A 26,346-nucleotide genomic window follows, 5' to 3' on the forward strand; every position below is an offset into this window, starting at 1 on the left:
GATATTGAGAATTTTGTTATTCGAAACGCAAGATGGCTACGGGGGCTCAATGTCGGGTTGGATCAGGATGGAACGTGCTTTGTATGAGCATGAAGCACTTAAGGGGCCGTTGGAGTGGGGGTGCTGGGGCTGGTTAATTGCTAATGCGGCGTGGCGGAAAAAGGCGATTGATCGAGCGGGAAATAAGATTGAGCTGGAAGAGGGGCAGCTATGCTTTTCGCTGAGATTTTTAGCTGAAAAATGGGGGGTTACTAAGGATAAGACAAAGCGCCTACTCGATAAGTGGCAGAAATGGAACCTTATCACCATCGAAGCTGCGGCAGGCGGTAACATCATAACTATCTGTAATTATTCAAAATATCAGATTGTAGAAGCTATCTCTGCGACAGAGATGCGACAAGGAGCGCTACAGGAGCGCGACAGCGATGAGACTGAAGCCGCAACAAAGAAGAACAATCTAACAAATAAACAAGATAACCATGCAGAATCTACTGACGTAGATTCCTTCATCACTGATGCGCCGGATGTTGTTCAAGTCGCCTTCGATGAATATTCGGCGGCCGTAGCTGACTACAACGAGACCGTCAGCGAGAGCGGCGTTAAGTTACCTAAGCCATCCAGCCTCACGCCGAAACGGCGCAGCGCATTAGCCAGAGCATTGCGAGAGCTACCGGAAGGCAAGAGCTTTTCCGATGTGCTGAGTGCTGTAGGGAAATCGCCACACCTTCTTGGGTGCAACGATAATGGCTGGCGGATGGATTTCGACTTCATATGCAAAAAAGACAAGTTCACGCAAATCCTGGAGGGGAAGTATTTCGGGCCTGCTAGACAATCTCAAACTCAAAGCAGCAAGCGCTATTCCGGCGCTGAACTATTCGACAGAGCCATGGGTATGAAGGGATAATTTCAATGTCTGCGATTACTGTTGTAAGGAGCAATTGCCTCGTGAAGGTTAAACAGAAATACACGCAAAAGCTCTCTGATGTACGGGCTACGCTGGCCGCGGAGCGTGGCGGTGAAGTTGTCGATCGAGTTGCGCTCAGTCAATCCGCAAGAGACATACTGGCCTGCTCAGGCGCCTTGTTCGCGCAAGCAAATTCTGGCGATATTCTGGCAGCTGTGCAAAGAATCTATTCCAACTTCTCAAGCAATACACCTGAGGTTGCTGAGGAAAATATCAGAAGCATTTGCGAGTTGTTAGCACTGGAGCAGTTTTCCGTAGGTGCGATACAGCAGGCTATGTATTCATGTCTGAAAGAGTGTCGATTTGCGCCTGTACCCTCCGAGGTTTACAGCAGGGCGGAGGCGGCGGAGGAGCTATTAATGGCTGAGCAGCGATTACTTGAGGCGATTGAGCATAAGTAGGGTTGGGTGTGTTGCCGACGAAATCTGTGAGGGAGAGGAGTTTGACGGTGCATGCCTCTTTTTTTGCTCTCATGAAGTGTGCTATTGAAGGCTCCCCCAAAAAAGAAAAATAATCCCAGCTGCCAAAATCAAGAAGAAGCAAGAATTTCATACAAGTTAAAACGCTCCCCTTGGGGCCGCTCTATGGAGACTTCTTTGAACGATCTGATTTTTCAAGACAATGAACTGCGTACTATGTCCAGCCTGGACTTCCTCAATGGTGTGATTAATCCTGCTCGGGAAGTGGCTAATGAGAGTAAAGTGGAGAATTCTCATTTCCTTAGGCGGGTTGAGGATGAGCTAGATGATTTGGGGGATACGAAAATTTTTCGGCACCCCCAGAACCATAAAGCAATTCGCTATTACGACCTAACCTTCGATCAGATGATCATCGTAGGGATGCGCGAGTCCAAAGCTGTTCGCCGCAATGTCCTTGAGAAACTGAAGGAATTGCAGGTAGGCGATCAAGCAAAGGCTCCGGGCAATTTGCTTGAAGCCCTGAAGTTGGCAGTCACTCAGCAGGAGCAACTGCTCGAACTTAAGATTGAAAATGATAATCTTCGACCTGCTGCGGCTGTAGGGGAGCGAGCGGTAGAGGCTGAAAGATCGGTTCGTTCTGTCGTTAGGACGCTGCCTGGAGTGAATATTCAGAAAGTCCAAAAGGTGTTGTGTTCTTTAGGGTATTTGCACAAAGAAAGTGACGAATGGAAGGTTAATCGCAACCATACCCATCTCTTCAAGGAGCGGATTACAGTTGGCGCGAAGGCGACTATTAAAGTAATCGCCACATCGGAAGGCCAAAAGCTGCTGCACCAGCTTTATAACGACAATCAGCTCCCTATGAAGAAAGGACGCATGCCTCAGCCTAGCTTACTTGGATTGACTGGGACGGATTAATCACCACTCTCCTGTTGCAATAACCTTCTGCATAGCTCTCATTTTCTCGGCGGGGATCTTAAGGTTCTCGCCGTTATGTCGTGAGAATACCCTTTTCCCTTTTTCTATGCCTTCATAGCGGCCTACTTGAATCACCAAATGCTCTTCTGCGCCCGTGTCCTTCACGTGCTGGATGGCTGCGTATTCACCAGCTCTTGGAAGTTTCTTAGGGTTCACAAATAGGGCTTCACCCTCAAGGTAGCGTGGCTCCATGGTATTTCCAGGCATGTATAGCGCGTAAGCTCCAGCTACGTCCATTAAGGATCTAGGGGCGGGGATGTGGTCGAGATACTCCCCAGTGGCTTCAAGGTAATCCTCGTTTCCACCTGAAAGTGAGCCGAATACAGGGACTGTGAAGGGTTGCAGTAGGCTCTTAACGCGCTGCTTGTCGATAAGTGGGCGGCTTTCTTGTTGAGCGCGTGCGCCTTCGCCTTTTCCAAAAAACAACCACGTTGCATCTACACCAAAGAAACGAGCGTAACGTTCAATGGCATTGGACTTTGGCTTCCGCGTCCCGTTCTCGTGATGGGTGTACGTGGGCGTTTTGATTCCCAGAGCCTCAGCTGCATCTGCGGCACTAGAAAAACCTGCCTTTTCACGCGCAGATTTCAATCTGTCTTTGAGTTCCTGTGTCATGGCATACAATATGCCCCTTTACTAAATACATTTGGTATTGACACCGATAAATCCGTTTTGTATTTTATGATTATGTTGAAACAGGATGGAACCCATGGATAATCAGTCGGTGAAAGATCTGCGCGTTGGGCTGGGGTGGTCTCAATATGAGCTTGCCGACTACCTTGGTGTTAAGCAGCCAACAGTTGCTCGGATCGAGCTGGGGCAAGAAGTTCCAGGCCCAATCAAACGACTTCTGTACATTCTTAAAGCTCAAGAAAACCTTCCCCAAGCGGCCTAGGCCTTGTGCCTAGCGAGGGCGGCTGGCCTTTCCTCCCAGCCAGCTGCCCTCGGGACCCGGGACTATTTACCCAGCACAGCTTTGTAGTAGTCCGCCTGAATATCATAGTAAGAGGGAAGGTTTCCGGTCTTGTGAGGTGACAATCTGATGATCTCCTCTGCTTTATCGGCATCCATTTCCTGCAATGTCGAAATCATTAGAGCCTCAAGGAAAGTAATTCTGTCCTCTAATGATCCACTTATTCCAGCAGGGCTTTTGTCCTTCAGGTCAGAAAGCATCTGCTCAACTTCATTCTCTGTATTCACGCTGGTAGCTCCTCGCAATTTGAGCCGGTGTGATGTGGCAGGAGGCCTCTCTTGGAAGTAGTGCCTCACTTGGTGGCCTCCTGCCGTTTGGAACAACGTAAAGTTAGCCTCTATCTCCGGTTGTGTCATGGGGGCAAAATACAGGAAAGCGCTCCATGAACGCACCGAGAACATCTGACCAGTTCAACAATTGGATTTGTACGCAGATTAAGAACCTCGTGACAGCGTTTGGCGTTGAGAGCTCGGCTGAAGTGCTGGGGCATTCCTCAGCCACCATCCGCAAAGCCTACCAAGTCAATGAAGCGCGCAGCCTGACCCTCAAAGACACTCTCTATCTTGAGCGCGAAATGGCTGCCATTGGCTTGGCACCAAGCCTGACAAAAGCCCACCTCGAGTCTTGCGGCTATGAGGTGCGTAAGAAGGCTGAAGGGGTTGCCAAACTGGACCCGGCAGCCGCGGCAATGAATGTTGTGCCAGTGCATTGCGACAGCATGAAAGAGATCGTGCAGGCCGCAGAAGACGGCGAAATTTCCCCCAAAGAACACGAGCGCATCAAGAAGAGCTTTGAGCAGATCAAGGAACTGATGCGCAACTACGACGCGAGCTACAACGCCAGCCAACACCAGATGGCTGCGGAATGAACCAGACCACCACCAGCAACCCGCAGGAGATGCAGCACATGAGCAATCAAGTCGATAAAGAAGCCCTGTCCACGGCTGTCAAAGAAATCCTTGAAGTTGAAACCGTCATTGAGAGCGACAAAGGTTCGTACATGTCCAAGTGCGCAACCAATCGCGAGAAGATCAAGGAGATCAAGCAGGACGCCCGTGACAAGGGGGTTCCGACCAAGGAACTCAATGCAGTGCTGAAGCGTAAAAAGTTGATGGATCAGGTTGAGGCTGTTGTGTCCAATATGGATCAAGACGAAGCCGAACTGGTTGATCAGATGGAGTTGGCTCTCGGCTGGGCTGCCAATGACAATGAAGATCAGCCAGAGGCCGCCTGATGTACCTGGCGCTTGACCTCGGCGTAAAGACTGGCTGGGCTCGTTGGGAGCCCGGTCTTTCCAAACCAGTCTCAGGAGTTTTTGACTGCGGGGCTAAAGACAAAACAGGCGGGTACGGGGGCCGAAGTCTTTCTTTCTATGGTTGGTTGCTGGGAAAGATCGAAAGCTTTGGTGTTACGCACCTTGCGATTGAAGATGAGCTTGCAGCTATCAGCGGGAAGCAGATGAACCGGGGCAATGAGCAATGGCAGCCCGCACAACATCGACTTTGTGAGATGGCAGCCGTCGCGAACCAGATCCCGTATCAGAAGATTGCAATGCAGACTTGGCGAAAGCACTACCTCGGGCGAGGGCAGGCACCAAGGGGCACCAGAGACAGCCGGACTTGGTTTAAGCAGCAAGCAATAGGCAGAGGCAGGCTCTTAGGTTGGGCACCAAAGGACGACAACGAAGCGGAAGCTCTCGGAATTCTTGATTACTTCCGTGCCATTCAGTCGCCGTCCTATGCACTGCAGACCACAGATCTTTTCAGCAGACATTAGTTTTACGGGGCAATGCAATGGACCTTTGGAAGTCTCATAAAAACGAGAGACTAGAAGCAGCTGAAAGCCGCTTATCACGTGCTCAAGTTGCTGCAAATCGACCCGGAAGCACTATCGATACAGATCTGAAGCTGCAGCAGGCGCGGGCTCATTATTACATGGTTCAATTCGAGCTTGCCTCATCAGCAAACAAAACACTCGTGCGGGAGAAACGAGAGCTTCAGAGGAGGTTGGAGCGTGCCAGCGGTAACGACAACCGACACAAGGGAAGCAGAAAGCCTGTGCGCGGAACTGGGAATAGAGGTTCTGCACGCGAGCAAGCGGATAAGAACTGGGCCTTGCTCACCACAACAAACTCATTCCGCAGTGCGGATCCAGAAGATGATCAATCTGAGGGGCAGGGAACATGCGTGGGCAGTTCTATACGCGCTTTCCGAGATGGAAAACCCACCAATCGAACTCAAAAGCTCCCTGATAGGGGCCGTAAGCGATCTGCTCTGCAATTACCCGGCATGGGAACAAAGGCTGGGTGACTTCCTCAACGCGCTGGACTTGCTCGACCTTGAAGAGTTGCAGCGCCTTGCTTGGAGCGGCCCCGGTATTGATGGGGCGTCCCCGAAAACCAGAATTTTGATTGCCGGTTATCTGCAAGTACTGCTGATGCCGGTCATGGAACCTCAAGACCAAGGGGTGTTTTTATGATTGCACAACAATGGGAAGAATTGGACCGACAGGACCAAATTTCAGCAGTAAAAAGCCTTGCTGATGGGACCCGCTCGACACGCACTATCCAAGAGGAGCTGTCCTTTCGCCACCCGGGCATTACCGTCGGCAGTGTTGCTCGCATTGTCCGTAGCTATGGCGGCAAGCTCACTGGCCGCAAAGGAGCGGTTGGCTCCACCAAATGGGCAAAGGGCAGCAACTCGTTTCAGCAAACTCTGGAGGCCCGCCTTAAAGCTCCTGACGCCCAACCTGCAACTCTGCTTGATATCACAGACAAGCAATGCAGGCGCCCAATGTGGAGCGGAGAGCCGCCCATTGATCAGCGCTTCTATTGTGGTGCTCCAACAGATCTTCGCCAGACCTACTGCGAGCACTGCCAGACCTTCTTGTATGAGCAGAAGGAGGAGGGAGAGTGATGTTGCAAGATTTAGTTCCGGCTAAGCCGCTCAGTCTCCTGAATAATAAGACCTCTCAAACTGTTTTGTCTTTCTTCCAATTCTGGCAGCAGTCGCGAAATATGATTTTCATAATATTTATTGGCGAGTGGAAATACCTGACTTGCAGAATACTGTATTTTCGCAAGAGAATGCTCTTCTTTTATTCCCCTCTGGACTGCCCCAATACCATCAAATATATCTCCAATAGTTGTTCTGCTTTTGGAGTCGCCAATTCTATAAGTCGTTTTAAAGGCATTCAAATCAATCTCTTTTATCACGTCATAGTACTGCGCAGCGTTTGTTGTGGAGGCAGCGTTACTTATCGCTTCGGTCGCAACACTGATGCTAGAAAGAATAGGACGCAGCATCATCAGAGTATTGATATCGTCGTTTATGACTTGAAGGCTCATTTGGCACGCCTGCAGTGTGGCGCTTCGTGTTTGTCGTGCTGTATACCACAAACTAGTAGCTACCACTGCTGCGGCTATTCCATTTATTACAACAACTACCCAACCGCGTATCAGAGCTTCCTTCGTTTCCCCAACCTGTGGCGGTCCATCGTAAAAGTCGCCAGTCACAATAATAATGCAGAGCGCCCCGATAAATGCCCCCATAAAACAAGCTGCTGCACACAAACTCAAATCTCTTTTTCGCATTACCATACTTATTCCAAAAATACAGAGAGAACACCGAGTTCTTTTAGCGACCAGGGGCCGATTCTGTCTTTCTATTTTTGTGAGAGGTCAGCATGAACTCAATAGACCAACAATGGGAAGACTATAAGCAACGCGCACTGGACGTACCTCTAATTGAAGCCGCACAATCCTCCGGAGCAGTGCTTAAGAGGGGAGGCAAAGAACATACAGGGCCTTGTCCGGCCTGCGGTGGCACAGATCGCTTTAGCGTCAATCCAGTGAAGCAGAAATGGAACTGTAGAGGAGCAGGCGGCGGCGGTGATGCAATCGGCATCGTGATGCATTGCATGTCAGTGGATTTCAAAGCGGCATGTGAGATCCTGACTGGAGAGGAACCTCCCTTTGGAGAAGGCTCTTGGGATGAAGATGCGCAGCGCAAAGCAGCTGAGCGCAAAAAAGAGGCCAAGGCCAAAGCTGCACGCGAAGCAGAAGAACAAGCCCAGCAGGAAGCCGATAGCACTGAATACGCGCTTAAGCTCTGGGACCAATCCAAACCGATTGAGGGCACTCCTGCTGAAGCATATTTGCTGGGGCGTGGGCTCCCGAGAATGCAGTGGCCGGATTGCTTGCGTTACCACCCGGGCCTGAAGTATCCGGACGCAGGAAAGCTTCCCGCCCTTGTTTGCCGCGTTAATGACACCATGGGCGATCTCACCGGGATCTGGCGTATTTTCATCACCAAAGAAGGCCGGAAAGCACCGGTCGCAAATGCAAAGCTCGGTCTTGGTCCGGTTGCTGGGGGTGCAGTGCGGCTTCAGGAAGCTGCTGACGGGGAAATCGGCATAGCTGAAGGCGTTGAGACAGCCCTTGCAGTTTACGCCCTGACGGGGCGCCCTTGCTGGTCCTGCCTGTCTACAGCGGGGCTTATCAACTTTGAAACACCTTTAGAAATAGAGCGAGTCCGCATCTATGGCGACGGTGATCAGGCCTTTCAAAAGCCTGATGGTAGCTGGGATCTGGCCCCCGGCAAAAAGGCAGCCCTGCAAGCTGCTGAAAACCTCACTCAAAACGGATTGCAAGTGCTGGACATAGCTTTGCCTGAGGCGGGCTCTGACTGGCTGGATGTTTACAATGAACTTTATGGTATGGCTGCATGAAAGGTTTATTCTTCAAATGCAGTCTCTTGAACAGCCAAGAACTTCGCCTTCAGTTCAGCTATATGCGCTTTATATTTGGAGTATGCCCCGATACAGCGGTCAACCTGATCAATGATAGCTTGATGATCTGCGGCCCAATCAGATTCTTCAACAGATCGATCAACCAGGAGCGTATTCTCATTGAACTCTGTAGGCTCTTTGTACTTGAAGCGATGGAGTGCTTTAAGTTCATCAATGAGCTTGTGACGCAAAACCAAAATTTGGATCGGAAGAACTTTGTTTTCTGCGGCATTGAGCGTTTCGAGTTTATGGATTGTGTTCTCATACAAGGCAATGATCGCCTGCGCTTTTTTGGCAATCGGTGGCTCAGTGAGGATCAACTTAAAATCCGACAAAGCGAAGAGCTCGAGAGAAGAGTTCTCCTCGGCGAGCAATCTGCTATAGCCCCTAGATGTGTACTCAAGTCTAGCAATAGCATTGGCCTGTATACTTTTGTCGATTTGATCCTTGGTTCGCTCAATCTGAACCTTGACGAGCGAGCCCGCATAAATCGCCGCAATTACAGCAGCAATAGCGGCAACCCAACCACTCGATGCACTCAGCCAACTCCTACCGCAGGCCCATGGAGCTTCGCTTTCGATGCCAGCGCAAAAGCCTCCACGCAGCAGATTAAATTCAAAGAATACCGCTGTGAGCAATCCTCCGAAAAAAAAGATCGTAGCGTAAACAACAACAAGTCCCGAGAAACGGGCAAAAGACGACGACACCAATCACACTCACAAAATTTACAACCGAATCCTTTTCCAATTCTATTCCGGGATAAAGCCGCATGACAAACCTTGAACCAATCGAACAACAAGTTCTTGCGCGCCTTTTGGCGTCTCCAGAGCTGTATTGGGATGTCGCCGACCAGATGACACCTGAGCACTTTCATGATGCTATCTGGAAGGCTGTCTGGACCGGCTTGGACACCTGTCACAAAGAGGGCAGCTTTGATCTGCACCTTGTGGAAACAAATGCGCCATATGAAGGCGATGCAGATCTTGTAGCGCGCATCAAATCACTCGCAGCTAAGGGCAGGAAGCTTACTGCTAAAATCGAGGACCTTGTGAAACCGCTCCTCAACCGGCGTAACAAGGAGCTGATTGCTGAGACTTTCCAGAAAGGGCAGAAGGCTCTTTACACTGACACAAGGGCTGCTGAGCTTGCAGAGAACGCTATTGAAGAGCTTCAAGAGATTTCAGGGCAAGCACAGAGAACTAGCACTGTAACTCTTGGGCAAAGCGCACAAGCTGTTTATGAGCGGGCTGCGCAGCCTCAGGAAACAGGGGGCGATGCTTTAGGGACTGGTCTAAAGCAAGTTGATAACCTTTTGGGTGGTGGCTTGGTTGATGGCGAGCTGACTGTAATTGGCGCAGAAGGAGCAAGCGGTAAAACAGCCCTTGCTTTGCAGATTGCTGAGTTCATTGCCTGCCAGTATGGCCCAGTTGATTTCCAGTCAAAGGAAATGGACGCAGAACAGCTCACCATGCGGCGCGTTGCAGCTATGTCTGGCATCAGTACCCACGCTATGCGCCGAGGCGGGCTTTCGGCTGAAGAGCTGGAAAAAATTTACCTTGCAAAAGAAGATTGCCAAAGCATTCCACTTTACATTGATGAGACGTCAAGAACGACTGTTGAGCAGCTGTTTATCCGGGCAAAAGCTAACAAGTCTAGGTTTGGGACTAAGGCCCTGTTTGTCGATAGTGTGAAGGCCATGCGGGCTAAAGATAGCCGCTTGGATTCAAACCTTCCTGCACGTTGTGGCTATGTGATTTCTGAACTGAAGGAGCTTGCCAAAACCCTCAACATTCCAGTCGTTGCCCTTGCTCATGAAATCAGATCAGAGAGAGAACCGTTGCAACGCCTGACACGCAAAGAGCTGTTTGGCGGTTCCAACATGGAAGACAGCGCGGACAACATCCTCATTCTCTTCCGCCCTGAACCAATACTGCTGCGCAAAGAACCTAAGGAAGGCACAGATCTTCATGTCAAATGGCAAACGGACCTGATTGAGTGGAAGGACAGGGCACAGGTCCACGCCGACAAAGTCCGCATGGGCTCAGGTGGTCGCTGTGCAGAGCTTGTTTTTGATGGGCCTACGACCACTTTTAGGGAAGATCGCGGACACCAAGAAGGGATGCTCTTATGAGCGTCCCAATCCGCTTTGTGTGGAAAGTGGAGGTTGGAACAGTGGTGGAAGATAGTGAGACAGGTGACAGAACACAGATTACAGATCAGGTCTGCGCGCTTTACAATCGGGTGCTCTATGTTTCCCCTTTGAACTATGAGGCTTTACGCAGCCGAGCCAACAAGCTGGAGAAGAAAGCGGCATGAACGATAACAAGGAATTTGAGCCCCGCCTCAAATGGAGGCGATCATGGCCAGACACACCAGACGATGGAACGGCGAAAGATCCCAACAGGCCCGATGCAAACCTGAGAACCTACAAAGAACACAGGCCTAATGGTCCTGGTGTTCAGTGGTATTGGGTAGCAAATGATTTGGCATTGATTGAACAAGGCCTAGCCAACTCAAAGGAGGAAGCACAGCAAGAAGCCGAGCGCGCATACTTTGAATATCTAGAAAGGCAGGACAAGGGAAAATGAGCGACATTCAGGCACTATATGCGGTGATCCTAGATCGGCTGATAGAGGCACAGGTTGTCATGCGCCTTATGAAGGTGCGAGGCGTTAGACCGGGGCAACCGCAAAGCTTCTGGCCGGACTTCAACCCAAGTGATGATGATCAATGGGAAGCGGCTTTGAATGCCGTTGCAAAGAAGCTTACGGAAGTGGAGAAAAGAGCCAGGAACATGGCTGGACCGGATGCTGCTGCAATTGCCCGAATGGAAGAGACATGGGACTGGATGCATTACATCAAGCGAAATGAAGAGAGAAAAGCTCTCTCGCTTCTAGTGTTTTGCTACGCCTACAAAATCCAGCCGAAGAAGGTTCTTGACCAGATGGGGCTCGCAAAACAAACGGCTCATGATCGATTTAATAGAGCGCTTCATGAAATCGCGGTAAGTTTATGTAATAAAACAGATTTACCCGCGTTTGCATGTCAAGATTTATCCGTGCAGTTTAGGCCTAAATCGGGTATCTATTCAGATAAGATGAGAACACTTGCGGCTTGAAGGTTTAGCCGTGTTTCATTACAGGTTTCCCAAATGACTAACCCGCCAAACGGCGGGTTTTCTTTTGCGATCTGATCAATAAACAACTTGCCCGCCATGGTATGAGGATTTAGGCATTTTTTCGCCGTCGAAAGCAAAATCAGCAGGACATTTAGTACAGACCAATCGCGGTACTTCTTTCCTTATCCTGTCGCTATAAGGACGGTTCTTTTTCTGCAGAACGGTCTTGCGCCCATCTTCTAAACAGTTAGGGCAGGCATAGTGGTGTGGCTCTTCAGTCCCGGCGTTAGCCTTTAACTCGTATACGAGTGAACCTTCGTCTAGTTCGATGAGCTGGTATCTGTCTAGAAGTTCTCGTTTTGCCTCAAGTTCACGAATACGCTCTTGGGCATCACGGAGATGAGAATCTTGCTCATGCATCTTATTGGTGATGTCTAGAGCCAACATATTCGCTTCGATCAGACGTTCAGTTAACTCATTAGAAGCGGCTTTGATTTTGGCATCATCTCTGGCTTCAATGCCGAGTTTGAGTAAATCGGAAGCAACTTTAACGGAGGTTAAAAATCCTTTTATTTCAGCTAATGGCATAGCAATCTCCTAAAAGGTTTAAGGCGAGAGGCTTGGAGGCAGCAACCTCCAGAGCTACGGGCACGTTTATGACTACAGCACCCGCCCGGTAAGACTTAGCATATTACCGCTCCCGCCATATCTACTCACCGCAATTAATGAGCAGGGGGCTTTTATGCGTCGAGAATCATTTTGGAATCAACCAGATGTGGCCACTGCAATGCGCTCCTGTTCAAAAACGAACCGGGCGCAATCGTGAAACCCATTGAAATCAAGTGCCGGAGATGCGGCACACTAAACCAGTTGAGGCCCTTAGAGCCCATAAGTGAATGCCCTGAGCATCAAGCTTAGAGAGCATGGAATGACTAAAGGGGCACTAAGCCAAGATTTTATCGTACCGCCTTTTTCAGTGTTGAGCGCAAGGGCCAAGGAATGGCAAGACCGCAAGCGCCTTTGGCTCGGCCTGGGGATTGATAGCGGTGAAGGAAGGAAAGAAGACCTCCTAAGCGGATACGCCAGCGCAATGGCTAAGTGGTCAGAGATCAACGGGAAGGGCACAGCACCCGGCTCATGGGCAAGTAAAAGCATATTTGACCCGGTCCTGACTGAACTTTGTTATGCATGGTTCTGTCCGCCTGAGGGAAAGGTTCTTGATCCTTTTGCTGGTGGATCTGTACGGGGCTTAGTGGCCGCCTACATGGGGCGCGAGTATACAGGTGTAGATTTGCGCCCTGAGCAGGTTGAAGCCAATGACCTGCAGGCTGATGCCCTCGGGATTAAACCAAGGCCTAAGTGGAAGGTTGGTGATGCTGTACAGCTTTACAAGCATGTGCGCGGCTACTTTGATTTCATACTGACCTGTCCGCCCTATGGTGATCTGGAGAAGTACTCAGATGATCCCTCGGACTTGTCGAACATGCATTACGACGTGTTTGTGGGTGCCTTTCGCGCCTCAATGAAGCAGGCTGCAGCGCGTCTGAAGGAGAACCGCTTTGCAGCTATCGTGGTTGGCGACTTCAGGGACCGGGAAGGTATCAACCGGGGCTTTGTACGGGACACCATTGAAGCCTGCGAAGACGCGGGCCTGCGCTTCTACAATGATGCTGTGTTGATCACTCAAGCCGGTTCATTGCCCTTGAGGGCTCGTGGAGGATTTGAGAGCGGGCGCAAGCTTGGCAAGACACATCAGAACGTTTTGATCTTCGTGAAAGGCGATCCTAAATTAGCCACACAAGGATTAGGGGCTGTCGAAAAGCATAGTTTCTAGCAAGCTCATGATGGGCTGGGGTATCATATCAATGAATTTGTTCCCCTAATATGAGGTTGAGATAAAATAAAGCTCCGCTCTGACCGTGATTGACATGAAAAGATTAGAGATGCACCTCGGTTAGTATTGGTTCATTCGTAACAAATCTAATTGCGCTCAAACAGGTGGTAGCTTATGTTCCGATTCATTATGGATATTGACAACACCCTTGAAGAAACGATGCGCAAGATGGAGCAAGCCTTCGTCAAGCCAGTAGTCGGTATTGAGCGGAATATTTTCGAAGCAGATGGCTCTATGGAGCGCTTTCTAGCAGAAGAAGATCAAAAAATTGACGATTTGAACACTCAGTTAGCCGAGTTTGAAAGAATTGCACAGAACGAGTTTAACGAAGTAAGAATTGCTTTGGAAGGTGCACCGATTACGCCTCATCAAATTCATGAGTTAGACAACCTTATTTATGTTCTTGAGAATAAAGCAAATCAGACCAGAAAAGCACTCCAAAAGAGTAAAAGCTCTCTTAACCAGCATGTGAAGGAGCTCTCGCTTTATTCAAAGCAGGGTGCTTCCAAAATGAACAAGCAAAATAAACGCTTGCGAAATTGGCTTGAAGCAGATGCGGAAGCATGTCTCAAGTATGCTTTGCTCTATCGCGCGTTAAGAGCCGATCTCTCAGATAAAACTGAGGAGACAAAGATCAAGTCGAGAGATGATCTAGATAAGTTTTTTGATAATCTTGGGTGATCATGTCTGTAGAGCTTAGTTTAACTTCGACCTTCGAGAAAAGTATTAAAAAGTTACCTCCAGATCGACAGAAGGGGGTTAAGAGTAAGCTCAGCTTGTTCCTGCAGAATCCGAAGACCAATTCGCTTCGCTACCGCGTTTTGGAGCCATTTGATGATATTTTCATTATTAATGGAAAAGGTGGTGATCGTATAATTCTGAAACGAATTTCTGACAAAGAGTACGAAGTGTTGGATGTAGGTCCGCATGATAACGTATATCGACGTTGGAACAGACGCAGTCTTGCACCAGCTTAGAGCCACAATTCCCAATTCCATTGCTCATTGTTTGACACTTGAACAAGAACCGATATCCATCCAGATCTTCTCTGCTTGACCTCTTTCCTGGGCTACTGAAACAGCAGAGAATCTCAGTGATTTCAGAAACAATGTGAAGTAGACACCGCTCCCTGCCGAGCAAATGATCTCAGTTTTATTGCTAATGCAAGGGTATCGCGGCTCAGGCCCGCTAAAGGTTAAACTGAATGAGGCAGCTTCCCTGAACATAGAAGCTAGCAAAGGGTCTTCGGTTTGCCCCTTTAGCCGCCGGAAACTGAAGGTTGGCTTGGTGGAGCCAATCGAAGTAATGCGAAATTTTTGTCTGGATTTGAAGTCCTGAGCCTCATCTGTTCCCGGCAAGAAATAACCGGTACCTTTCTCAGATGAGCAGATATACTCACTTGAGAGTGCAGGGCTTGCGTAGATGATGGTTGCTGCGACTAAGACTGCCTTGATTAGGTATTTCATGGTGGAATGCTAGCTCGTGGGACAATTGGTACACATATCTTAAACGTAATAGCTCTCAAGAAGGTCGCATAACGCGCCATCAAGGCTACTTGTATTCGAACTTAAAATCTCTCGCATGTAGGATCTTTTTTGCAGCTTCATTCGCAAGCTCGCCAGCTGCTTCAGTTAAGTTCCAATGCATATCGCTGTCGGTTACATACAGGTGCCCTACAAGATTGAGATCCACTACATTGCTAAATCGAGTGCCCTCTTGCAGGTATTGTGAAGGGGCGGCAATGGCATACGAATTGACGGAAAGCTTTGCCTCCAACATGACAGCGCATCTCGATCCGGGCTTGAAACCAGTAAGTGTCAAATAGAGCACGGCGGCATTAGAGGCAGTCGTATCTTCAGTTACAGGTATGCCGTTCTTGCGCAGTGCGCCCTCCGATTTATCTTTCAGTACTTCGGGTTCAGGAGAGCAATCACCGTGTACGGTGTCTACTATCTGGACACGAACCTTTTCGACTGAAGTGAGTAACGCAGCAGTGGCGGATTCCTGAGTGGAAACAATCTCCGCTGATTGGGCAGATAGGCAGCCTGCGAGCCCAAACATGAAGGCGAGAGTGGCTTTACTCAATGTATTCATCTGCAATTCTCTCTTTGAAAAAACATCTGTTGGCCGGGTAGCTCTATCCAGCACAAAGCTCAAGAAACCAGAAGTTACAAATTGATGTTCGGCACACGGGCTGCGTGATCGGCAAAGAGCAACAAAGCGTCTGAGGCCAAAGCAAAACCACGCATGCCACGGAAGAAGGCTCCGCATAATGCCTCCAGTTACCCTCGAATTCGCAGACGACAACCATGTGCACTTTCGTAATGCGGTTGAGCGGATAGGAAACAGAAAGACAGCAGAGCGCGCCTACAGAAAGGTCATCAATAAAACCGGCACCAAGCTGCGTAAAGGCGTGCTGAAGACGCTTCCTAAGCAAACAGGCTTGCCATCCCGTACAATTAGGAAGGCTCTGGGGAAGCCTAAGAGGGCGAGTGCGAGCTATAAGGGCAACGCTGCCAGCCTGTCTTATGTGCTGACCACAAAGGGCGGACTAATCAGCCTGAAGCACTTCAAGCCAAGAGAGCTGATGCGCGGCGGGGTAGTAGCGCGGCCAAGGGGGCAGAGGCTCTATCTGGAAAAGGCATTCATGAAGGGCGGACGCTTCCCAGGTCGCAAGACCTTGAACCTTGGTGGGGCAGTCTTCCGGGCCAACCTTAACGTAGGTAAGCGCTGGTACAGGGGCTTCCATAGCCTCAAGAGTAGCGTTCGCATTCCGGATGAAATGGTAATAGGCCCATCAAAGGCCGAGCACGACAACGCAACCCGCTCCTTTGCCCCGGCAATGGAAGTGGAGATTAAGCGTCTGCTGGCTGTGAAGGGTTAAGGCCCTCAAAGGTACATAGTTTCGCCGTCATAGACTTCCTTGATGCATTCTTTGCAATCGCTAGTCCAATCACGCAGAGCAATGTATTTGAGCAGGTTGCTCTCGATCACGAGTTGCCGCCATGCAGAAGACTGGACTTCTTTTGAAAATGCAGCGAAGAAAATCAAAACAAGATCGGAATCAAGAAGTTGAGATCTCAAAATTTCCCGATATATCTCTTTGTTATCTATCTCTGATTTTTCGATCATCTCAGAAATCATCATAACGAAACGAATGTAATCAACGCTACCGTCACGCGGTTCGTTTCGAGGAGCAGCCCAATATCCGGTGAGAAGGTTCGAAACGTGAAGTGCTGATGTTGTCTTATCTCGCAGATCTTTAACATACCGTGCCAAAGCAGCACTGCCTCTAATGTTGGTTTTGCCGGGGTGAAGGAGCTGTTCTCTATGTTTAAAAAGCAAGTCGAGGGCGTTGTAAAAACTGGTTTCAAATGCCTGCTTACCAAGTTGCTTGGTTTGCGCGGTTATGTTGTCTTCCTGCTTTTCGAGAATTTCACGAGTGTCGTCCCTTTCGTCCTTCACTGTAGATAACTCTTCTCGCTGCAATAGGATCGCATAGAACAGACCAAGGAAGGCAAGGCCAGCAAACAGTGAGTTCACTATCCCAAATGTATCACCAGTAGGGCCTCTCTCTGAGTAACCACCTACTGCCTGAGGAGTGCCTAGGATGCCTAGCCTTTCCAATATGCTTTGTGGCTGAGGCTCAGGGGTATCGAAATAGGAGAGAAGATAGGGGAGTTCTCCTGTGACTGCGTACCGGGCGTTAGCCCACCAGAGGCAGATTATGAGTATCGTAAGACCAATGAAGATGATCCAAGCCCATGGTGAGCTTAACAGTAGCGCGTTGCGCTTGGTTCTCTGATCCTTAGGCTGTTCACTCTTCGGCATATCGGCACTCCTTATCGAGGTTCGTGATACGCGATTCCCCCTTGGGGTTGGAAGATGCAAAGGGCACGTGGCACGGCGCAAAAGGCATGCGCGATGCATACCCCCCCCGGTCTAGGGACCGTATTTCGATTTTTTCAGCCCGCTACGGTGGCGGAGCCCGATTTATGGCCCGTTACAGTTCAAAAAACAGCGGGGTTACTAGACGGGTTTTTAGCTCCACCAATCCCAAAAACCTAACAATTTCAATGAACGAATACGCTGTAGACGTTGCTAACCTGTAACACTGCGGCCTTTTTTATGTGAGGATACGTGTTGGGCAAAATTGTTAGCACTTTGGAGCTTTGTGAAGTCTTTGGAATTAGCAGACAGACGCTCCATAGGTGGAGGGCTAAGGGGTGCCCGATCCATGATGATAAAGGGGCGGGGAAGTTAACGACCTACAACACTGCAGAGGTGTTTGCTTGGCGAGAGATGTTCAGCAAGTCCTCATTAGGTGAAGACAAGATACCTGAGCGCGAACGGGCGCAAATACGCAAGGACAATGCATCAGCAGAGAAGGCCGAAATTGAGCTTGAGCTGCTACGCAGAACTGCAATCCCAATCGACATTGTTAAGGCCAAGATCTCGAAGGAATACTCAGAGATCAGAGCTAATTTTGTTGCGTTACCCGGTGAAATCTCTGCTGACCTTGAACTTCTTGAGGCTCCCGACATTGAGGAGATCCTCTCTTCAAAAGTGAGTGAAATCCTTGAAGCATTGGCGGACGATAGCTAGTGAGCGTATTGATGATGTCTTCGCAGAATGTAGGCAACGCGATCTCAAGCCACCACCAAAGCTTAACCTCGTAGAGTGGGCAGATGAATACCGCTATGTAGCCCGAGAGAATACAGCCAATCCGGGGCGTTGGAAGACAAGACGTGTTCCTGTTTCGATTGGCCCCATGATGGCGGTCACAGAGAAGGATACGCAAGTTCTCACAGCAATGGCCTGCACTCAGTTGATGAAAACTGAGTTTCTACAGAACGTTGCGAGCTACCATATACATCAAGATCCGTCGCCGATCTTGTTCATTCAACCTACGCAGAAGCTTGCTGTTTCGTTCTCCAAGGAACGCTTTCAGAAAACCGTCGATACAACACCAGTTCTGAGGGAGTTGATACCGGACGCCAAGTCACGAGATTCAGGCACAACACTGGAGCACAAGGAGTACCCTGGCGGAGCATTGGACTTCGTGGGCGCTAACTCCCCAACTGATCTGGCGTCACGCCCCAAGCGCATTACCCTCGCTGATGAGGTTGATCTTTACCCCGCAGATGCAGGCGGTATGGGCGACCCACTGGCATTGGGTGAGTAACGATCCTCGACCTTTAACAAGCGCCGTCTGAATGTCCGTGTGTGTTCGCCTTCAGACGAAGAAACATCGAAGATCTATCATGAGTACATGGCCAGTGATCAGCGTAAATGCTTTGTTCGCTGCCCTCATTGCGATGAAGAGCAGGCGCTCTATTGGTCCCGCGAGACTGTTCAATGGGACAAGGACGACAACGGCAACCACCTTTCAAATACTGCGCAGTACTTTTGCTCAAAGTGTGGGGCTGGGTGGAGTGAGAAAGAGCGCAAGTTGGCGCTGCTGCGCATTGCAGATGAAACAGATTATGGCTGGAGGCAGACGAAGCCTTTCACATGTTGCGGGAAGACGCATAACCCGCTCGAATGGGGTGGTGCAGGGCACTGGAACGAGAAGGGGCGCTCACATTGTCCCGAATGCAAAAAAGCTTCGCACTACGAAGGGCATGCAGGCTTTCATGTTTCCAAACTCTACTCTACGAGACACTCCCTTTTTGACGTCGTGAAGGAGTTCCTTAACTCCTACAAGAAGCCTTTGATGCTTCGAAAGTGGACAAACACCGCGCTTGCCGAGGTGGTGAAGGGTATCAAGCTTGCCCTTTCTGCTGAAGGGCTCGCAGAGCGGGTTGAGGGCTACTCCCATGAGGCAATACCTGAGGGAGTGCGCTTGCTTGTCGTGGGTGCTGATACGCAAGATGACCGCATTGAGATGACAGTGGTTGGCTATGGCCTGGATGATGAGAACTGGGTGATCCGGCATGTCGTTTTGGACGGTGACACAGCTGGCAAGCGGGTTTGGGATGAATTTGATAGGGAGCTACGCCAAGTCTATTACCGGGAGGATGGCAAGCGGCTTTCCATTAAAGCGACCTGCATTGACTCCCAAGGTCATAGGGCTGCGATTGTGCAATCGTTCTGCGCGAAACGTAAGCACCGCCGGATCTATGCAATCAAGGGCAAGGGGAACAATGCCGGGCATCGCCAGATCTGGCCCAAAACGCCATCTCGAACCAAGAACTCAGGTGAGCATGTCTACATCGTGGGGGTTGATACGGCAAAGGACTTGATCGCCTTGCAGCTTGGGGTTCAGCTGCCGGAAGACGGTGAGCCAACGCCGAACGCAACTCACTTCCCCTGTGATGACCTGCCAGCTGATTATTTCGCTCAAATGACCGCAGAGCAGGCGATCATCAAAGAGCACGCAGGCAAGCCCGTGAGGTGCTGGGAACCGAAAGAAGAGGGCATCCGCAACGAAGCGTGGGACTGCAAGGTTTATGCAGCCGCCGCGCGTCTATCACTACCTGATCGTTTGATCAGTAAACCGGGCAGTAAACAGAGCCTACCCAAACCGGCATTGCCGAACGAGCCTAAGGAACCCAAGCAGATGAGTAGACCCGAAGCGCCAATAAAGGCCAGTCGTGGGACTACTCGACCGGCACCTAAGGCGGCCCGCCCTAAGAACAAGTTTCGGAGAAGATTTCAATGACAGGCAAGGGTTTAACGCGACCTCGGTTCCGCGTGCCTGCCAATACCCGGCAGCTCGCGAAGACCGGCCAGCGCTCGACAATGCGTTATCTTGGTGGCGATCCATCTGGCGTGTTGGCAAAGCGCTCCGCCCCGATCCGCTCAGGGTCCGAGGATGTGAGAGCGGCGGCGGCGCGGGCTTCTGCCCTTGCGACGGATTTCATGCACAACAGCGGGTGGATCGCCGGTGCAGTTGATCAAGTCATCACCGATACAATCGGGGAAGGGCTCAAGATCAACTATAAGCCAGATCTCTCAAAGCTTGGGTACGACAAGAAGGAAGAGAAGGAGTTCGCGGAGCTCGTTGAGAAGGAGTTTCGCGCCTACGCTAACAACCCGCTTGAAGTCGATTTAGCAGGCCAGAAAAAGCTTGCTGAAATGGATGATGGGGTTTGCCGGATCTACGCAACTAAAGGTGAGGCATATGGCGTTTTCAGCTTTATGTCTCCTGCGGAGCGTAAGAAGTATGGCATCAGGACCGGCACTAAAATTTCGCTCGTTTCACCCCATAAACTGAAGTGGGAAACCAGCCAGTTGATTGGTTTGGAAGATGGCATCTTCAAAGATGATAACGGACGACACCTGAAGTACAGGTTCCAGCGCAAAGGCAAAATAGGCGGGTTAATCGATCACGATGTGGACGCCTTTGATGGCCTTGGTTTGCGTCAAGTAGTGCAGCTAATGGATCGCTCAGAGAACCCTGACGCCTCTCGCGGTGTCCCTCTGATGACCGCAGTTCTGAACAACATGAGCTTTCAGGAGCAGCTGGGAAACGCGACTCTTGCTACTGCACTCGCGCAGGCGATCATGGCGGCTACAGTCAAAAGTCCCGACGCCTCTGAAGATATCTTTCAAGCATTTCAGGCGCTTGATGGAAGTGAAAACGAAGATATCGGTGAAGACCTTGCAAACCTATGGCGATCACGCCTTGAGGCTCTTCAGGAAGGAACAATCAACCTTTCGGATGGGGTGAGGGTCAACCACCTTGCTCCGGGTGAAGAGTTTGAGCTTCACTCCAGCAAAACACCAAACCCGCATTATGTGGCCTTCTTCCAGAACCTCCTGAGAGAGGTTGCCCGGCGTATAGGAGCCACCGCTTCATCGGTAACGATGGACCATACTGGAGCGACTTACAGCTCAGTCAGAATGGAGTATGCAACCATCTGGCCTATTGTGACCCGTCGGCGTGATCGGGTGGTTGCCCCACTTACCAAAGTGACTTTCGCCAACTGGTTGGATGAAGAAATTGCAGAAGGGCGTCTTCCATTCAAAGGCGGATATTCGGCATTCCGAGCCAATCGGGAGCATGTAAGCCAGGTTGATGTTTTAGGACCGGCTCAGCCAACCGCCGACGATGACAAGAAGGAAAGCGCCCGCAAAAAAAGGCTTGAAAATGGAGTTTCTTCGGTCCGCCGTGAATGCTCTTTGGATGGGGTTGATTATGACCAAATCCAAAGAGAGATCGATGAAGAGATCGGGGACTTTAAGAAGCAGGGCCGCATGCACCCATCTGAAAAAGTGCAGGGAGGTAGCGGCCAATCCGAAGACGGGCCTAAGAAGCCCAAAGCCAAGCAACCTGGGGATGATGAATGAGCAAGGACTGGTGCGCCGAAGTTGAAAAACTGGAGGCAATCTATGAGGCCGTGCGCAACGGTGAGCAGGTCACTGAAAGTCGCTTTGGTGAGGACTTCGTCAAGTATCGCGATGCCGACCTCAACCGAATTGAACGCGATCTAGACCAAGCTAAGGCACAGTGTGAAATCAAACAGGGCAAGCGAAAACGGAGACGCTTTGCTGCCCGCCTGAGAGCATGAGGAACCATGGGTATTTATCGAGACGGGCAGATCTTCATGTATGGGTTTGTCGGAGACTATTGGTGGGATGAAGGTTTCACCACCATGCAGGTTATCGAAGCTCTTGCAGAGCATGGCCGCGACGATGATGTCACCGTTCGTATGGACTCGGGTGGCGGTTATGCAATGGAAGGCTTGAGCATTTACAACGCATTGAAAGCCCATGGTGGCAAAGTCACTTTGCAGGTTGATGCTATGTCAGGTTCAGCAGCATCCCTCATTGCAATGGCAGCCGATGAGGTCGTTATGAAGCCGGGTGCGCTTATGATGATCCATGACCCATCGGGGTTGGCGCGAGGCACCGCAGAAGACCACGAAAAGAGCGCGAAGTTGCTCAATATGCAAGCAGAAGAGTTCGCAAAAATCTACGCAAACTTCAGTGGTAAGGCTGCTGATGAAGTTCGCGGGCTAATGAAAGCTGAGACATGGATGACAGGCGAGGACGCTGTAGCGCAAGGCTTTGCGACATCACATGAGGCAGGGTCTCAGTCTTTGATGTCCTGCCAACCTTTTAATTTCACCATGTACGACAAGGCTCCCAAAGAACTGGTGACTATGGCCCGCTCAAACAAGTGGGATCAGGAGCCAGAGCCAACACCTACCAAACCGGAAACGCAAGAGGATGGGCCTACAATGGCAACTGAAGCAGAAATTGCGCAGCGCATTGCTACTGCCAAGGAAGAAGGCAAGAAAGAAGGCGTCACAACCTACATGAAGTTGCAAAAGCAAGTGATGGAACTACCACAGGCGCAGAAGCAGCCAAAACTTGCAGAATCCTTCATGGCCGATGGCATGGACTTCGAACAGATCAAAGCTAAGTTTGATTTGATGGAAGACATTGCGCCAAACTCCAACAACAACCCATCGCAGAACGATTACTCCTCTATGCGACAGACAGGCGCCGGTCTGGACAGCACAGACAAGCCACAACAGCCGACAATGAGTGCTGGTTCTATTTACAAAAAGCGTCGCGAGTTGATGGCCTCTTAAGCCATCTTCACCCGCAACAAAGCTTAAGCAGGTCGCATACGCGGCCTTTTTTTATGGAGTTTTGCATGTCAACGAAAATGCGCCAGCGTGACTGGTCTTTTCTACTTTCCGAAGCAAGCGGCAACCGCTCTCGCGAGTCCGTGACCATCGCTGCTGGCTCAGGCGTGGTGAAGGCTGCCACTGTGGTCGGGAAGCAAACAGCTTCCAAAAAGTATGTTCCATCTCCGGCAACTGGTGCCGATGGCTCAGAGACGGCAAAAGCGGTTCTTGCCCATGCTGTTGATGCAACGTCGCAGGATGTTGAAGCGGTCGTGTTGCACCGGGATGCAGAAGTCAAAAAGGTCCTTTTGAACTTCGATGCATCCGTTGATGACGACACAAAAGTAGCTGCAAAGCTAGCAGAGCTCGAGGCCTCTGGCCTGATCGCACGCTAAACCGCAATCAGACCAACTTTCCTTCCAATTATGTGAGACTTAAATGCCTGATATCTGGGATGACGACCGCTTTAGCGTTCACAATCTTACGCTTGCCATCAATGAAGAACCTTCGGTTCCTGATCAGATTGGCAAGTCCGGCCTGTTCGAAGAAGATGGGGTGGACACCACCTATATTGACATTGAACGCGAAGGCAACGATTTGCAGCTGGTCGAGCCGACCGCTCGTGGTGGACCTGGGGAAACAACCGGGGATGAAGATCGCACCCTCGAGTCCTTCAAGATCCCTCATTACGAGCGCAATGATCATATCTCGGCTGACGAAATTCAGAACGTTCGAAAAACTGGCACAAATGACCAGTTGGAACGGCTTCAGGAACGTGTCGTGAAGAAAGGCCGCAAACATAACCGCGACCTTGATAATACGCTGGAGCATCAGCGTATGGGTGCTCTTAACGGCATTGTCTTGACACGCAATGGCAAGACGCTGGCAAACCTCTATGCCAAGTTTGGCTATGCAATTCCAGCGCCATTGGATCTTGATCATGATGACAAAGATCTGAACCTTGGCTCTTTCATGATGCATGCGCTGTATGGTATTGAAGATGACCTTGATCGGGCATACGGGCATATGCATGTGTTCTCTGGTCGAAACCTTCATGAATGGATCTGGAACCGTCCTGAGGTTCGGGAGACTTTCCTAAATACATCTTCGGCTGGGAAGTTACGGAACGCCGCCCCGGATAAGTTTGATTTCGGTGGCTTCAAGTTTGAACGCTACAAGCAGGGCCGTAAAGCGAGAGAAGCCGGTGGGGGCACCTATATTGCCCACAATGAGGCTCGCATTGTTCCGTTTGGCGTGCCTGATTTGTTTATCACTCGTTTCGGTCCCGCTGATTACGAAGATACGGTGAACACCGAAGGTCTGCCGCTTTACCTTCGACAGTATGCTGATCCCAACGGTAAGGGCCGCTCCATTGAGGTTCAGATGAACGCCATGTCTCTCTGTACAAACCCCGGCGTCCTGCGAAAAATTCGCCTTCAGAACTACACTCCGGGCCAGTAAGGGGGCACGATGACCAAAGCTATGTGGATTGCAAACCTTTCTGGGCTCATGATCCCCGGAGAGGTCGTGGGTAAGGACGACGTCGTCACTGTTGAGCCCGGTGAAGCTGTTAAGGTTCCAGCGTCGTATGCAACAAGCCTGATTGATGATGGTCTTGCATATAAAGCTGATGAGCCAGACACCGAGCCGGTAGCTGATGAGGGTGGGGAAGACGCTTACAGCGCCATGACCATGGACGAGCTGCGTGAAGAAGCTGAAAAGCTTGATTACCGTCCGCCTAAAAACATTGGTCTTGAAACCCTGCGTGAGAAAGTTCGCGATCTGGTTCGGGCTCAGTTTGATGACCTCGACACCAAAGCCAAAGAGCTTGGCATTACGCCAGACGAAGACTGGACCGTCGAAGAGTACCAAGCGGCTATTGAAGCCGCCGAAGCACAATAAAACAAAGGCGCGAGGAAACTCGCGCCTTTTCTCTTTATGAGGCCAAGCCATGACACCTGAAACGAAGAAACATTTTGAGAAAGTAGTGAAGACCGCAGATGAACGATGGGCGGAAACTATCGAGCTCAAATTTTTGCAGGATGGCAGACAAGACCAATCACGCGGGAACACGACAATCCAAGCGATTTTGAGAGTAGGCAATGTTCGCAACACCAACTTGAGCGGTGGCGATGCTTTGAAATGGCGTGGCCGCGTCAACTCGGCGAAGACTCAATTGCATATCGCAAAGTCGCTTTACACCGGCCCTGAGATCAAAAAGGGCGACACCATCAGGGTAATTACACGCGATGGAAAGCCTTGGTTTGATGTCCTGCACGCAAGTTATCGAGATGAAATGCGCATTGTACTGGAGCTGGGGGAAGCATGAGCCTCGTTAGAATTGCCGCACGGCACTGCCTCTGCGAAGCCCTTAAGGGCAAAACAAGCGTGGGTGATAATGTTCAGGATTCGGCTTTTGGTGCACTCAATTTCAATGAGGATGGCCTGCCAGAAACGAGCCAAGAACAACCTTTCTTGACTGTTTATACTGACGAGGCAGACATGCAGGCGAGCGGCAATAGTCTGGAATTGCTCGGCCAAGCTGACACCAAAATCTATTTCGAATGGGGCATTACCTCTTCAATGTCCGTCAAAGATGATGAAACAGGCGAAGCTGTCATCGTGCAGGATATTCCGGTTACTGATGCCAACATGGAGTTCAAGCTTGATCTCATTGGTCGCGAGATCCTCAACGCACTATCAGATACTAGAGATCCGTATGTGAAGATGTTCCGAGAACTCTTGATGGGGGTGACCAGCTTCAAAAAAGGCCGCATTGCAAACGAGCAGGATGGATTGCGGCTCGCAGCTCACCAGTTTGAACTCAAGTGCATGCTTTTGGAAGAGCCGAGAACCGGTGCTGAAGTGCTCTCAAACCCATTCGGGGAACTGTTTGCGCTTATGAAGGGGAGTGGTGATCCGAGCATAGCCGCTAAAGCTGACTTGATGCACGCTGCCTTAGAGCCGGAAGCGCCTCCGCTTGATGTGTTCAGAATGGAGAACGGTATGCATCCTGACCAAATCGAGACGCTCGGATTAGACGAGGCAGTTCAAGATGGATGACCAGTGGGACGTCATCACCGAGCTTCTCACGCAACAGCAGGCCGAGTTGGAAACTTTAAGATCAGTGATAGCGGAGATGATACAGGTCGGGCCGGTTCACGCAGTTGATCCGAAGAAGGGCTACCGTATCAAGCTGGGAGAGGATGAAGAAGGCACCCCTTATCTCTCACCTTGGAAACCGCATCCAGAAACCTCCAAGACTTCCATTCCGCTAAAAGTTGGGCAGATGGTGGGGATGCTCAATCCAAGCGGTGATCCCCGACAAGGTTTAGTACTGCCAGGTGGATATAGCGACGGCCACGAAACACCCAACTCAGACATGCAAGCAAACGTTTTTCAGGATGCTGGTGTCCGTATTCAGATCAAGGACGGCAAGCTCCAGATCTCAGCTGAGAACAGCATTGAAATCACCGTCGGTGGCGTGAAGCATATTATCAGCAGTGATGGTGTTGCTACTCAGGGCGGGAAGGTCACACACGATGGCAAAAACGTTGGCTCAACGCACACACACGGCGGTATTTCGCCGGGACCAGCTGACACCAAAGGCCCTAATTAAGGACTCCAGA

General features: G+C 50.4%; 36 protein-coding genes and 1 pseudogene. 29 read left to right on the top strand and 8 right to left on the bottom strand.

Features of this window, described 5'->3' with window-relative positions; genetic code table 11:
* The first annotated feature begins 49 nt into the window (after positions 1–49).
* The 3 genes from PsAD46_RS16295 (at position 50) to PsAD46_RS16305 (ending at position 2,301) form a co-directional block, all read left to right on the top strand.
* A complete protein-coding gene (locus tag PsAD46_RS16295) occupies positions 50–904 on the top strand; it encodes a hypothetical protein (protein ID WP_153040751.1) in 855 nt (284 codons plus the stop codon).
* A 5-nt stretch (positions 905–909) separates the two neighbouring features.
* Positions 910–1,365, top strand: coding sequence for a hypothetical protein (locus PsAD46_RS16300; RefSeq protein WP_063307356.1), 456 nt, complete (start codon positions 910–912; stop codon positions 1,363–1,365).
* 195 nt (positions 1,366–1,560) lie between these two features.
* Positions 1,561–2,301 (top strand): hypothetical protein, encoded by a 741-nt coding sequence (locus PsAD46_RS16305; protein WP_153040752.1) that lies wholly within the window; start codon positions 1,561–1,563, stop codon positions 2,299–2,301.
* Here the strand turns inward: PsAD46_RS16305 and PsAD46_RS16310 are convergent, their stop codons facing one another.
* The gene (locus PsAD46_RS16310; protein WP_063307358.1) at positions 2,302–2,976 is read right to left on the bottom strand and encodes an XRE family transcriptional regulator; all 675 of its coding nucleotides are present in this window, start codon (positions 2,974–2,976) and stop codon (positions 2,302–2,304) included.
* A 94-nt stretch (positions 2,977–3,070) separates the two neighbouring features.
* Here PsAD46_RS16310 and PsAD46_RS16315 point away from each other — a divergent pair, with 94 nt between their 5' ends.
* Entirely contained in the window at positions 3,071–3,256 is a 186-nt protein-coding gene (locus PsAD46_RS16315) for a helix-turn-helix transcriptional regulator (RefSeq protein ID WP_063307359.1), read from the top strand.
* A 62-nt stretch (positions 3,257–3,318) separates the two neighbouring features.
* On the opposite strand, the gene PsAD46_RS27935 is transcribed toward PsAD46_RS16315, so the two are convergent.
* Positions 3,319–3,561 (bottom strand): hypothetical protein, encoded by a 243-nt coding sequence (locus tag PsAD46_RS27935; RefSeq protein WP_153040753.1) that lies wholly within the window; start codon positions 3,559–3,561, stop codon positions 3,319–3,321.
* Positions 3,562–3,716: 155 nt separating this feature from the next.
* Here PsAD46_RS27935 and PsAD46_RS16325 point away from each other — a divergent pair, with 155 nt between their 5' ends.
* The 5 genes from PsAD46_RS16325 (at position 3,717) to PsAD46_RS16345 (ending at position 6,248) form a co-directional block, all read left to right on the top strand.
* On the top strand, positions 3,717–4,202 hold the full coding sequence (locus PsAD46_RS16325; RefSeq protein WP_063292056.1) for a hypothetical protein: 486 nt from the start codon (positions 3,717–3,719) through the stop codon (positions 4,200–4,202).
* A gap of 38 nt (positions 4,203–4,240) precedes the next feature.
* Complete coding sequence (locus tag PsAD46_RS16330) at positions 4,241–4,567, top strand: hypothetical protein (RefSeq protein WP_153040754.1); 327 nt, start codon at positions 4,241–4,243, stop codon at positions 4,565–4,567.
* On the top strand, positions 4,567–5,109 hold the full coding sequence (locus tag PsAD46_RS16335; RefSeq protein WP_063292058.1) for a hypothetical protein: 543 nt from the start codon (positions 4,567–4,569) through the stop codon (positions 5,107–5,109). Before PsAD46_RS16330 ends, PsAD46_RS16335 begins: the two co-directional genes overlap by 1 nt.
* A gap of 381 nt (positions 5,110–5,490) precedes the next feature.
* Entirely contained in the window at positions 5,491–5,811 is a 321-nt protein-coding gene (locus PsAD46_RS16340) for a hypothetical protein (protein ID WP_153040755.1), read from the top strand.
* Positions 5,808–6,248 carry a hypothetical protein gene (locus PsAD46_RS16345; protein ID WP_063307363.1) on the top strand — a complete coding sequence of 147 codons (441 nt, stop codon included), beginning with the start codon at positions 5,808–5,810 and terminating at the stop codon, positions 6,246–6,248. Before PsAD46_RS16340 ends, PsAD46_RS16345 begins: the two co-directional genes overlap by 4 nt.
* A gap of 11 nt (positions 6,249–6,259) precedes the next feature.
* Here PsAD46_RS16345 and PsAD46_RS16350 read toward each other — a convergent pair whose 3' ends face one another.
* Entirely contained in the window at positions 6,260–6,925 is a 666-nt protein-coding gene (locus PsAD46_RS16350) for a hypothetical protein (RefSeq protein ID WP_153040756.1), read from the bottom strand.
* A 92-nt stretch (positions 6,926–7,017) separates the two neighbouring features.
* Here PsAD46_RS16350 and PsAD46_RS16355 point away from each other — a divergent pair, with 92 nt between their 5' ends.
* Positions 7,018–8,061: a toprim domain-containing protein gene (locus tag PsAD46_RS16355; protein ID WP_063307365.1), complete on the top strand. Its 1,044-nt coding sequence runs from the start codon at positions 7,018–7,020 to the stop codon at positions 8,059–8,061.
* Positions 8,062–8,066: 5 nt separating this feature from the next.
* On the opposite strand, the gene PsAD46_RS16360 is transcribed toward PsAD46_RS16355, so the two are convergent.
* Positions 8,067–8,828 (bottom strand): hypothetical protein, encoded by a 762-nt coding sequence (locus tag PsAD46_RS16360; protein WP_153040757.1) that lies wholly within the window; start codon positions 8,826–8,828, stop codon positions 8,067–8,069.
* 62 nt (positions 8,829–8,890) lie between these two features.
* Here PsAD46_RS16360 and PsAD46_RS16365 point away from each other — a divergent pair, with 62 nt between their 5' ends.
* From PsAD46_RS16365 to PsAD46_RS16380, 4 genes are read left to right on the top strand one after another with little or no spacing between them, the layout of a single operon-like run.
* Positions 8,891–10,252 (top strand): DnaB-like helicase C-terminal domain-containing protein, encoded by a 1,362-nt coding sequence (locus PsAD46_RS16365; protein WP_063307367.1) that lies wholly within the window; start codon positions 8,891–8,893, stop codon positions 10,250–10,252.
* Positions 10,249–10,437, top strand: coding sequence for a hypothetical protein (locus PsAD46_RS16370; RefSeq protein WP_063307368.1), 189 nt, complete (start codon positions 10,249–10,251; stop codon positions 10,435–10,437). Before PsAD46_RS16365 ends, PsAD46_RS16370 begins: the two co-directional genes overlap by 4 nt.
* Complete coding sequence (locus PsAD46_RS16375; RefSeq protein WP_063307369.1) at positions 10,434–10,709, top strand: hypothetical protein; 276 nt, start codon at positions 10,434–10,436, stop codon at positions 10,707–10,709. The genes PsAD46_RS16370 and PsAD46_RS16375 overlap by 4 nt, the downstream gene beginning before the upstream one ends.
* Positions 10,706–11,239: a DUF6362 family protein gene (locus tag PsAD46_RS16380; protein WP_063307370.1), complete on the top strand. Its 534-nt coding sequence runs from the start codon at positions 10,706–10,708 to the stop codon at positions 11,237–11,239. Before PsAD46_RS16375 ends, PsAD46_RS16380 begins: the two co-directional genes overlap by 4 nt.
* 75 nt (positions 11,240–11,314) lie before the next feature.
* Here the strand turns inward: PsAD46_RS16380 and PsAD46_RS16385 are convergent, their stop codons facing one another.
* Entirely contained in the window at positions 11,315–11,827 is a 513-nt protein-coding gene (locus PsAD46_RS16385) for a hypothetical protein (RefSeq protein ID WP_063307371.1), read from the bottom strand.
* A gap of 340 nt (positions 11,828–12,167) precedes the next feature.
* Here PsAD46_RS16385 and PsAD46_RS16390 point away from each other — a divergent pair, with 340 nt between their 5' ends.
* Together PsAD46_RS16390 and PsAD46_RS16395 are read left to right on the top strand one after the other, a co-directional pair.
* Complete coding sequence (locus PsAD46_RS16390; RefSeq protein WP_063311111.1) at positions 12,168–13,073, top strand: hypothetical protein; 906 nt, start codon at positions 12,168–12,170, stop codon at positions 13,071–13,073.
* Between the two features lie 174 nt (positions 13,074–13,247).
* A complete protein-coding gene (locus PsAD46_RS16395; RefSeq protein WP_063307373.1) occupies positions 13,248–13,814 on the top strand; it encodes a hypothetical protein in 567 nt (188 codons plus the stop codon).
* 320 nt (positions 13,815–14,134) lie between these two features.
* On the opposite strand, the gene PsAD46_RS16405 is transcribed toward PsAD46_RS16395, so the two are convergent.
* Both PsAD46_RS16405 and PsAD46_RS16410 read right to left on the bottom strand, forming a co-directional pair.
* Positions 14,135–14,599, bottom strand: a complete 465-nt coding sequence (locus PsAD46_RS16405; protein WP_063307375.1) for a hypothetical protein — start codon at positions 14,597–14,599, stop codon at positions 14,135–14,137.
* 85 nt (positions 14,600–14,684) lie between these two features.
* Positions 14,685–15,404, bottom strand: a complete 720-nt coding sequence (locus PsAD46_RS16410) for a hypothetical protein (RefSeq protein WP_153040758.1) — start codon at positions 15,402–15,404, stop codon at positions 14,685–14,687.
* Position 15,405: 1 nt separating this feature from the next.
* Between PsAD46_RS16410 and PsAD46_RS16415 the strand changes: the two genes are divergently transcribed.
* Positions 15,406–16,017, top strand: coding sequence for a hypothetical protein (locus PsAD46_RS16415; RefSeq protein WP_063292072.1), 612 nt, complete (start codon positions 15,406–15,408; stop codon positions 16,015–16,017).
* A 5-nt stretch (positions 16,018–16,022) separates the two neighbouring features.
* On the opposite strand, the gene PsAD46_RS16420 is transcribed toward PsAD46_RS16415, so the two are convergent.
* Positions 16,023–16,964: a putative phage abortive infection protein gene (locus PsAD46_RS16420; RefSeq protein WP_063292073.1), complete on the bottom strand. Its 942-nt coding sequence runs from the start codon at positions 16,962–16,964 to the stop codon at positions 16,023–16,025.
* A gap of 471 nt (positions 16,965–17,435) precedes the next feature.
* Between PsAD46_RS16420 and PsAD46_RS16425 the strand changes: the two genes are divergently transcribed.
* From PsAD46_RS16425 to PsAD46_RS16480, 12 genes and pseudogenes are all read left to right on the top strand, one after another.
* Complete coding sequence (locus PsAD46_RS16425; protein ID WP_342585846.1) at positions 17,436–17,738, top strand: hypothetical protein; 303 nt, start codon at positions 17,436–17,438, stop codon at positions 17,736–17,738.
* Positions 17,713–18,582, top strand: a pseudogene (locus PsAD46_RS28815) (phage terminase large subunit family protein); the annotation flags it as partial. The gene PsAD46_RS16425 and the pseudogene PsAD46_RS28815, both read left to right, overlap by 26 nt.
* A gap of 3 nt (positions 18,583–18,585) precedes the next feature.
* Positions 18,586–19,797 carry a terminase gpA endonuclease subunit gene (locus tag PsAD46_RS28820; protein WP_343229276.1) on the top strand — a complete coding sequence of 404 codons (1,212 nt, stop codon included), beginning with the start codon at positions 18,586–18,588 and terminating at the stop codon, positions 19,795–19,797.
* Positions 19,794–21,428 carry a phage portal protein gene (locus PsAD46_RS16440; protein WP_063307379.1) on the top strand — a complete coding sequence of 545 codons (1,635 nt, stop codon included), beginning with the start codon at positions 19,794–19,796 and terminating at the stop codon, positions 21,426–21,428. The genes PsAD46_RS28820 and PsAD46_RS16440 overlap by 4 nt, the downstream gene beginning before the upstream one ends.
* Entirely contained in the window at positions 21,425–21,649 is a 225-nt protein-coding gene (locus tag PsAD46_RS16445; protein ID WP_063307380.1) for a hypothetical protein, read from the top strand. Before PsAD46_RS16440 ends, PsAD46_RS16445 begins: the two co-directional genes overlap by 4 nt.
* Before the next feature lie 6 nt (positions 21,650–21,655).
* Entirely contained in the window at positions 21,656–22,678 is a 1,023-nt protein-coding gene (locus PsAD46_RS16450; RefSeq protein WP_063307381.1) for a head maturation protease, ClpP-related, read from the top strand.
* Positions 22,679–22,743: 65 nt separating this feature from the next.
* Positions 22,744–23,112, top strand: coding sequence for a head decoration protein (locus PsAD46_RS16455; RefSeq protein ID WP_063292079.1), 369 nt, complete (start codon positions 22,744–22,746; stop codon positions 23,110–23,112).
* A gap of 43 nt (positions 23,113–23,155) precedes the next feature.
* Positions 23,156–24,178, top strand: coding sequence for a major capsid protein (locus PsAD46_RS16460; protein WP_063292080.1), 1,023 nt, complete (start codon positions 23,156–23,158; stop codon positions 24,176–24,178).
* A 9-nt stretch (positions 24,179–24,187) separates the two neighbouring features.
* Positions 24,188–24,619, top strand: a complete 432-nt coding sequence (locus tag PsAD46_RS16465; RefSeq protein ID WP_063307382.1) for a hypothetical protein — start codon at positions 24,188–24,190, stop codon at positions 24,617–24,619.
* 49 nt (positions 24,620–24,668) lie between these two features.
* Positions 24,669–25,046 (top strand): hypothetical protein, encoded by a 378-nt coding sequence (locus PsAD46_RS16470; protein WP_063307383.1) that lies wholly within the window; start codon positions 24,669–24,671, stop codon positions 25,044–25,046.
* The gene (locus PsAD46_RS16475) at positions 25,043–25,780 is read left to right on the top strand and encodes a hypothetical protein (protein ID WP_063292083.1); all 738 of its coding nucleotides are present in this window, start codon (positions 25,043–25,045) and stop codon (positions 25,778–25,780) included. The genes PsAD46_RS16470 and PsAD46_RS16475 overlap by 4 nt, the downstream gene beginning before the upstream one ends.
* Positions 25,773–26,336 carry a phage baseplate assembly protein V gene (locus PsAD46_RS16480; protein WP_063307384.1) on the top strand — a complete coding sequence of 188 codons (564 nt, stop codon included), beginning with the start codon at positions 25,773–25,775 and terminating at the stop codon, positions 26,334–26,336. The genes PsAD46_RS16475 and PsAD46_RS16480 overlap by 8 nt, the downstream gene beginning before the upstream one ends.
* Positions 26,337–26,346: the final 10 nt, after the last annotated feature.

This window comes from Pseudovibrio sp. Ad46, assembly GCF_001623065.1.
In the GTDB taxonomy this organism is placed as follows: domain Bacteria; phylum Pseudomonadota; class Alphaproteobacteria; order Rhizobiales; family Stappiaceae; genus Pseudovibrio.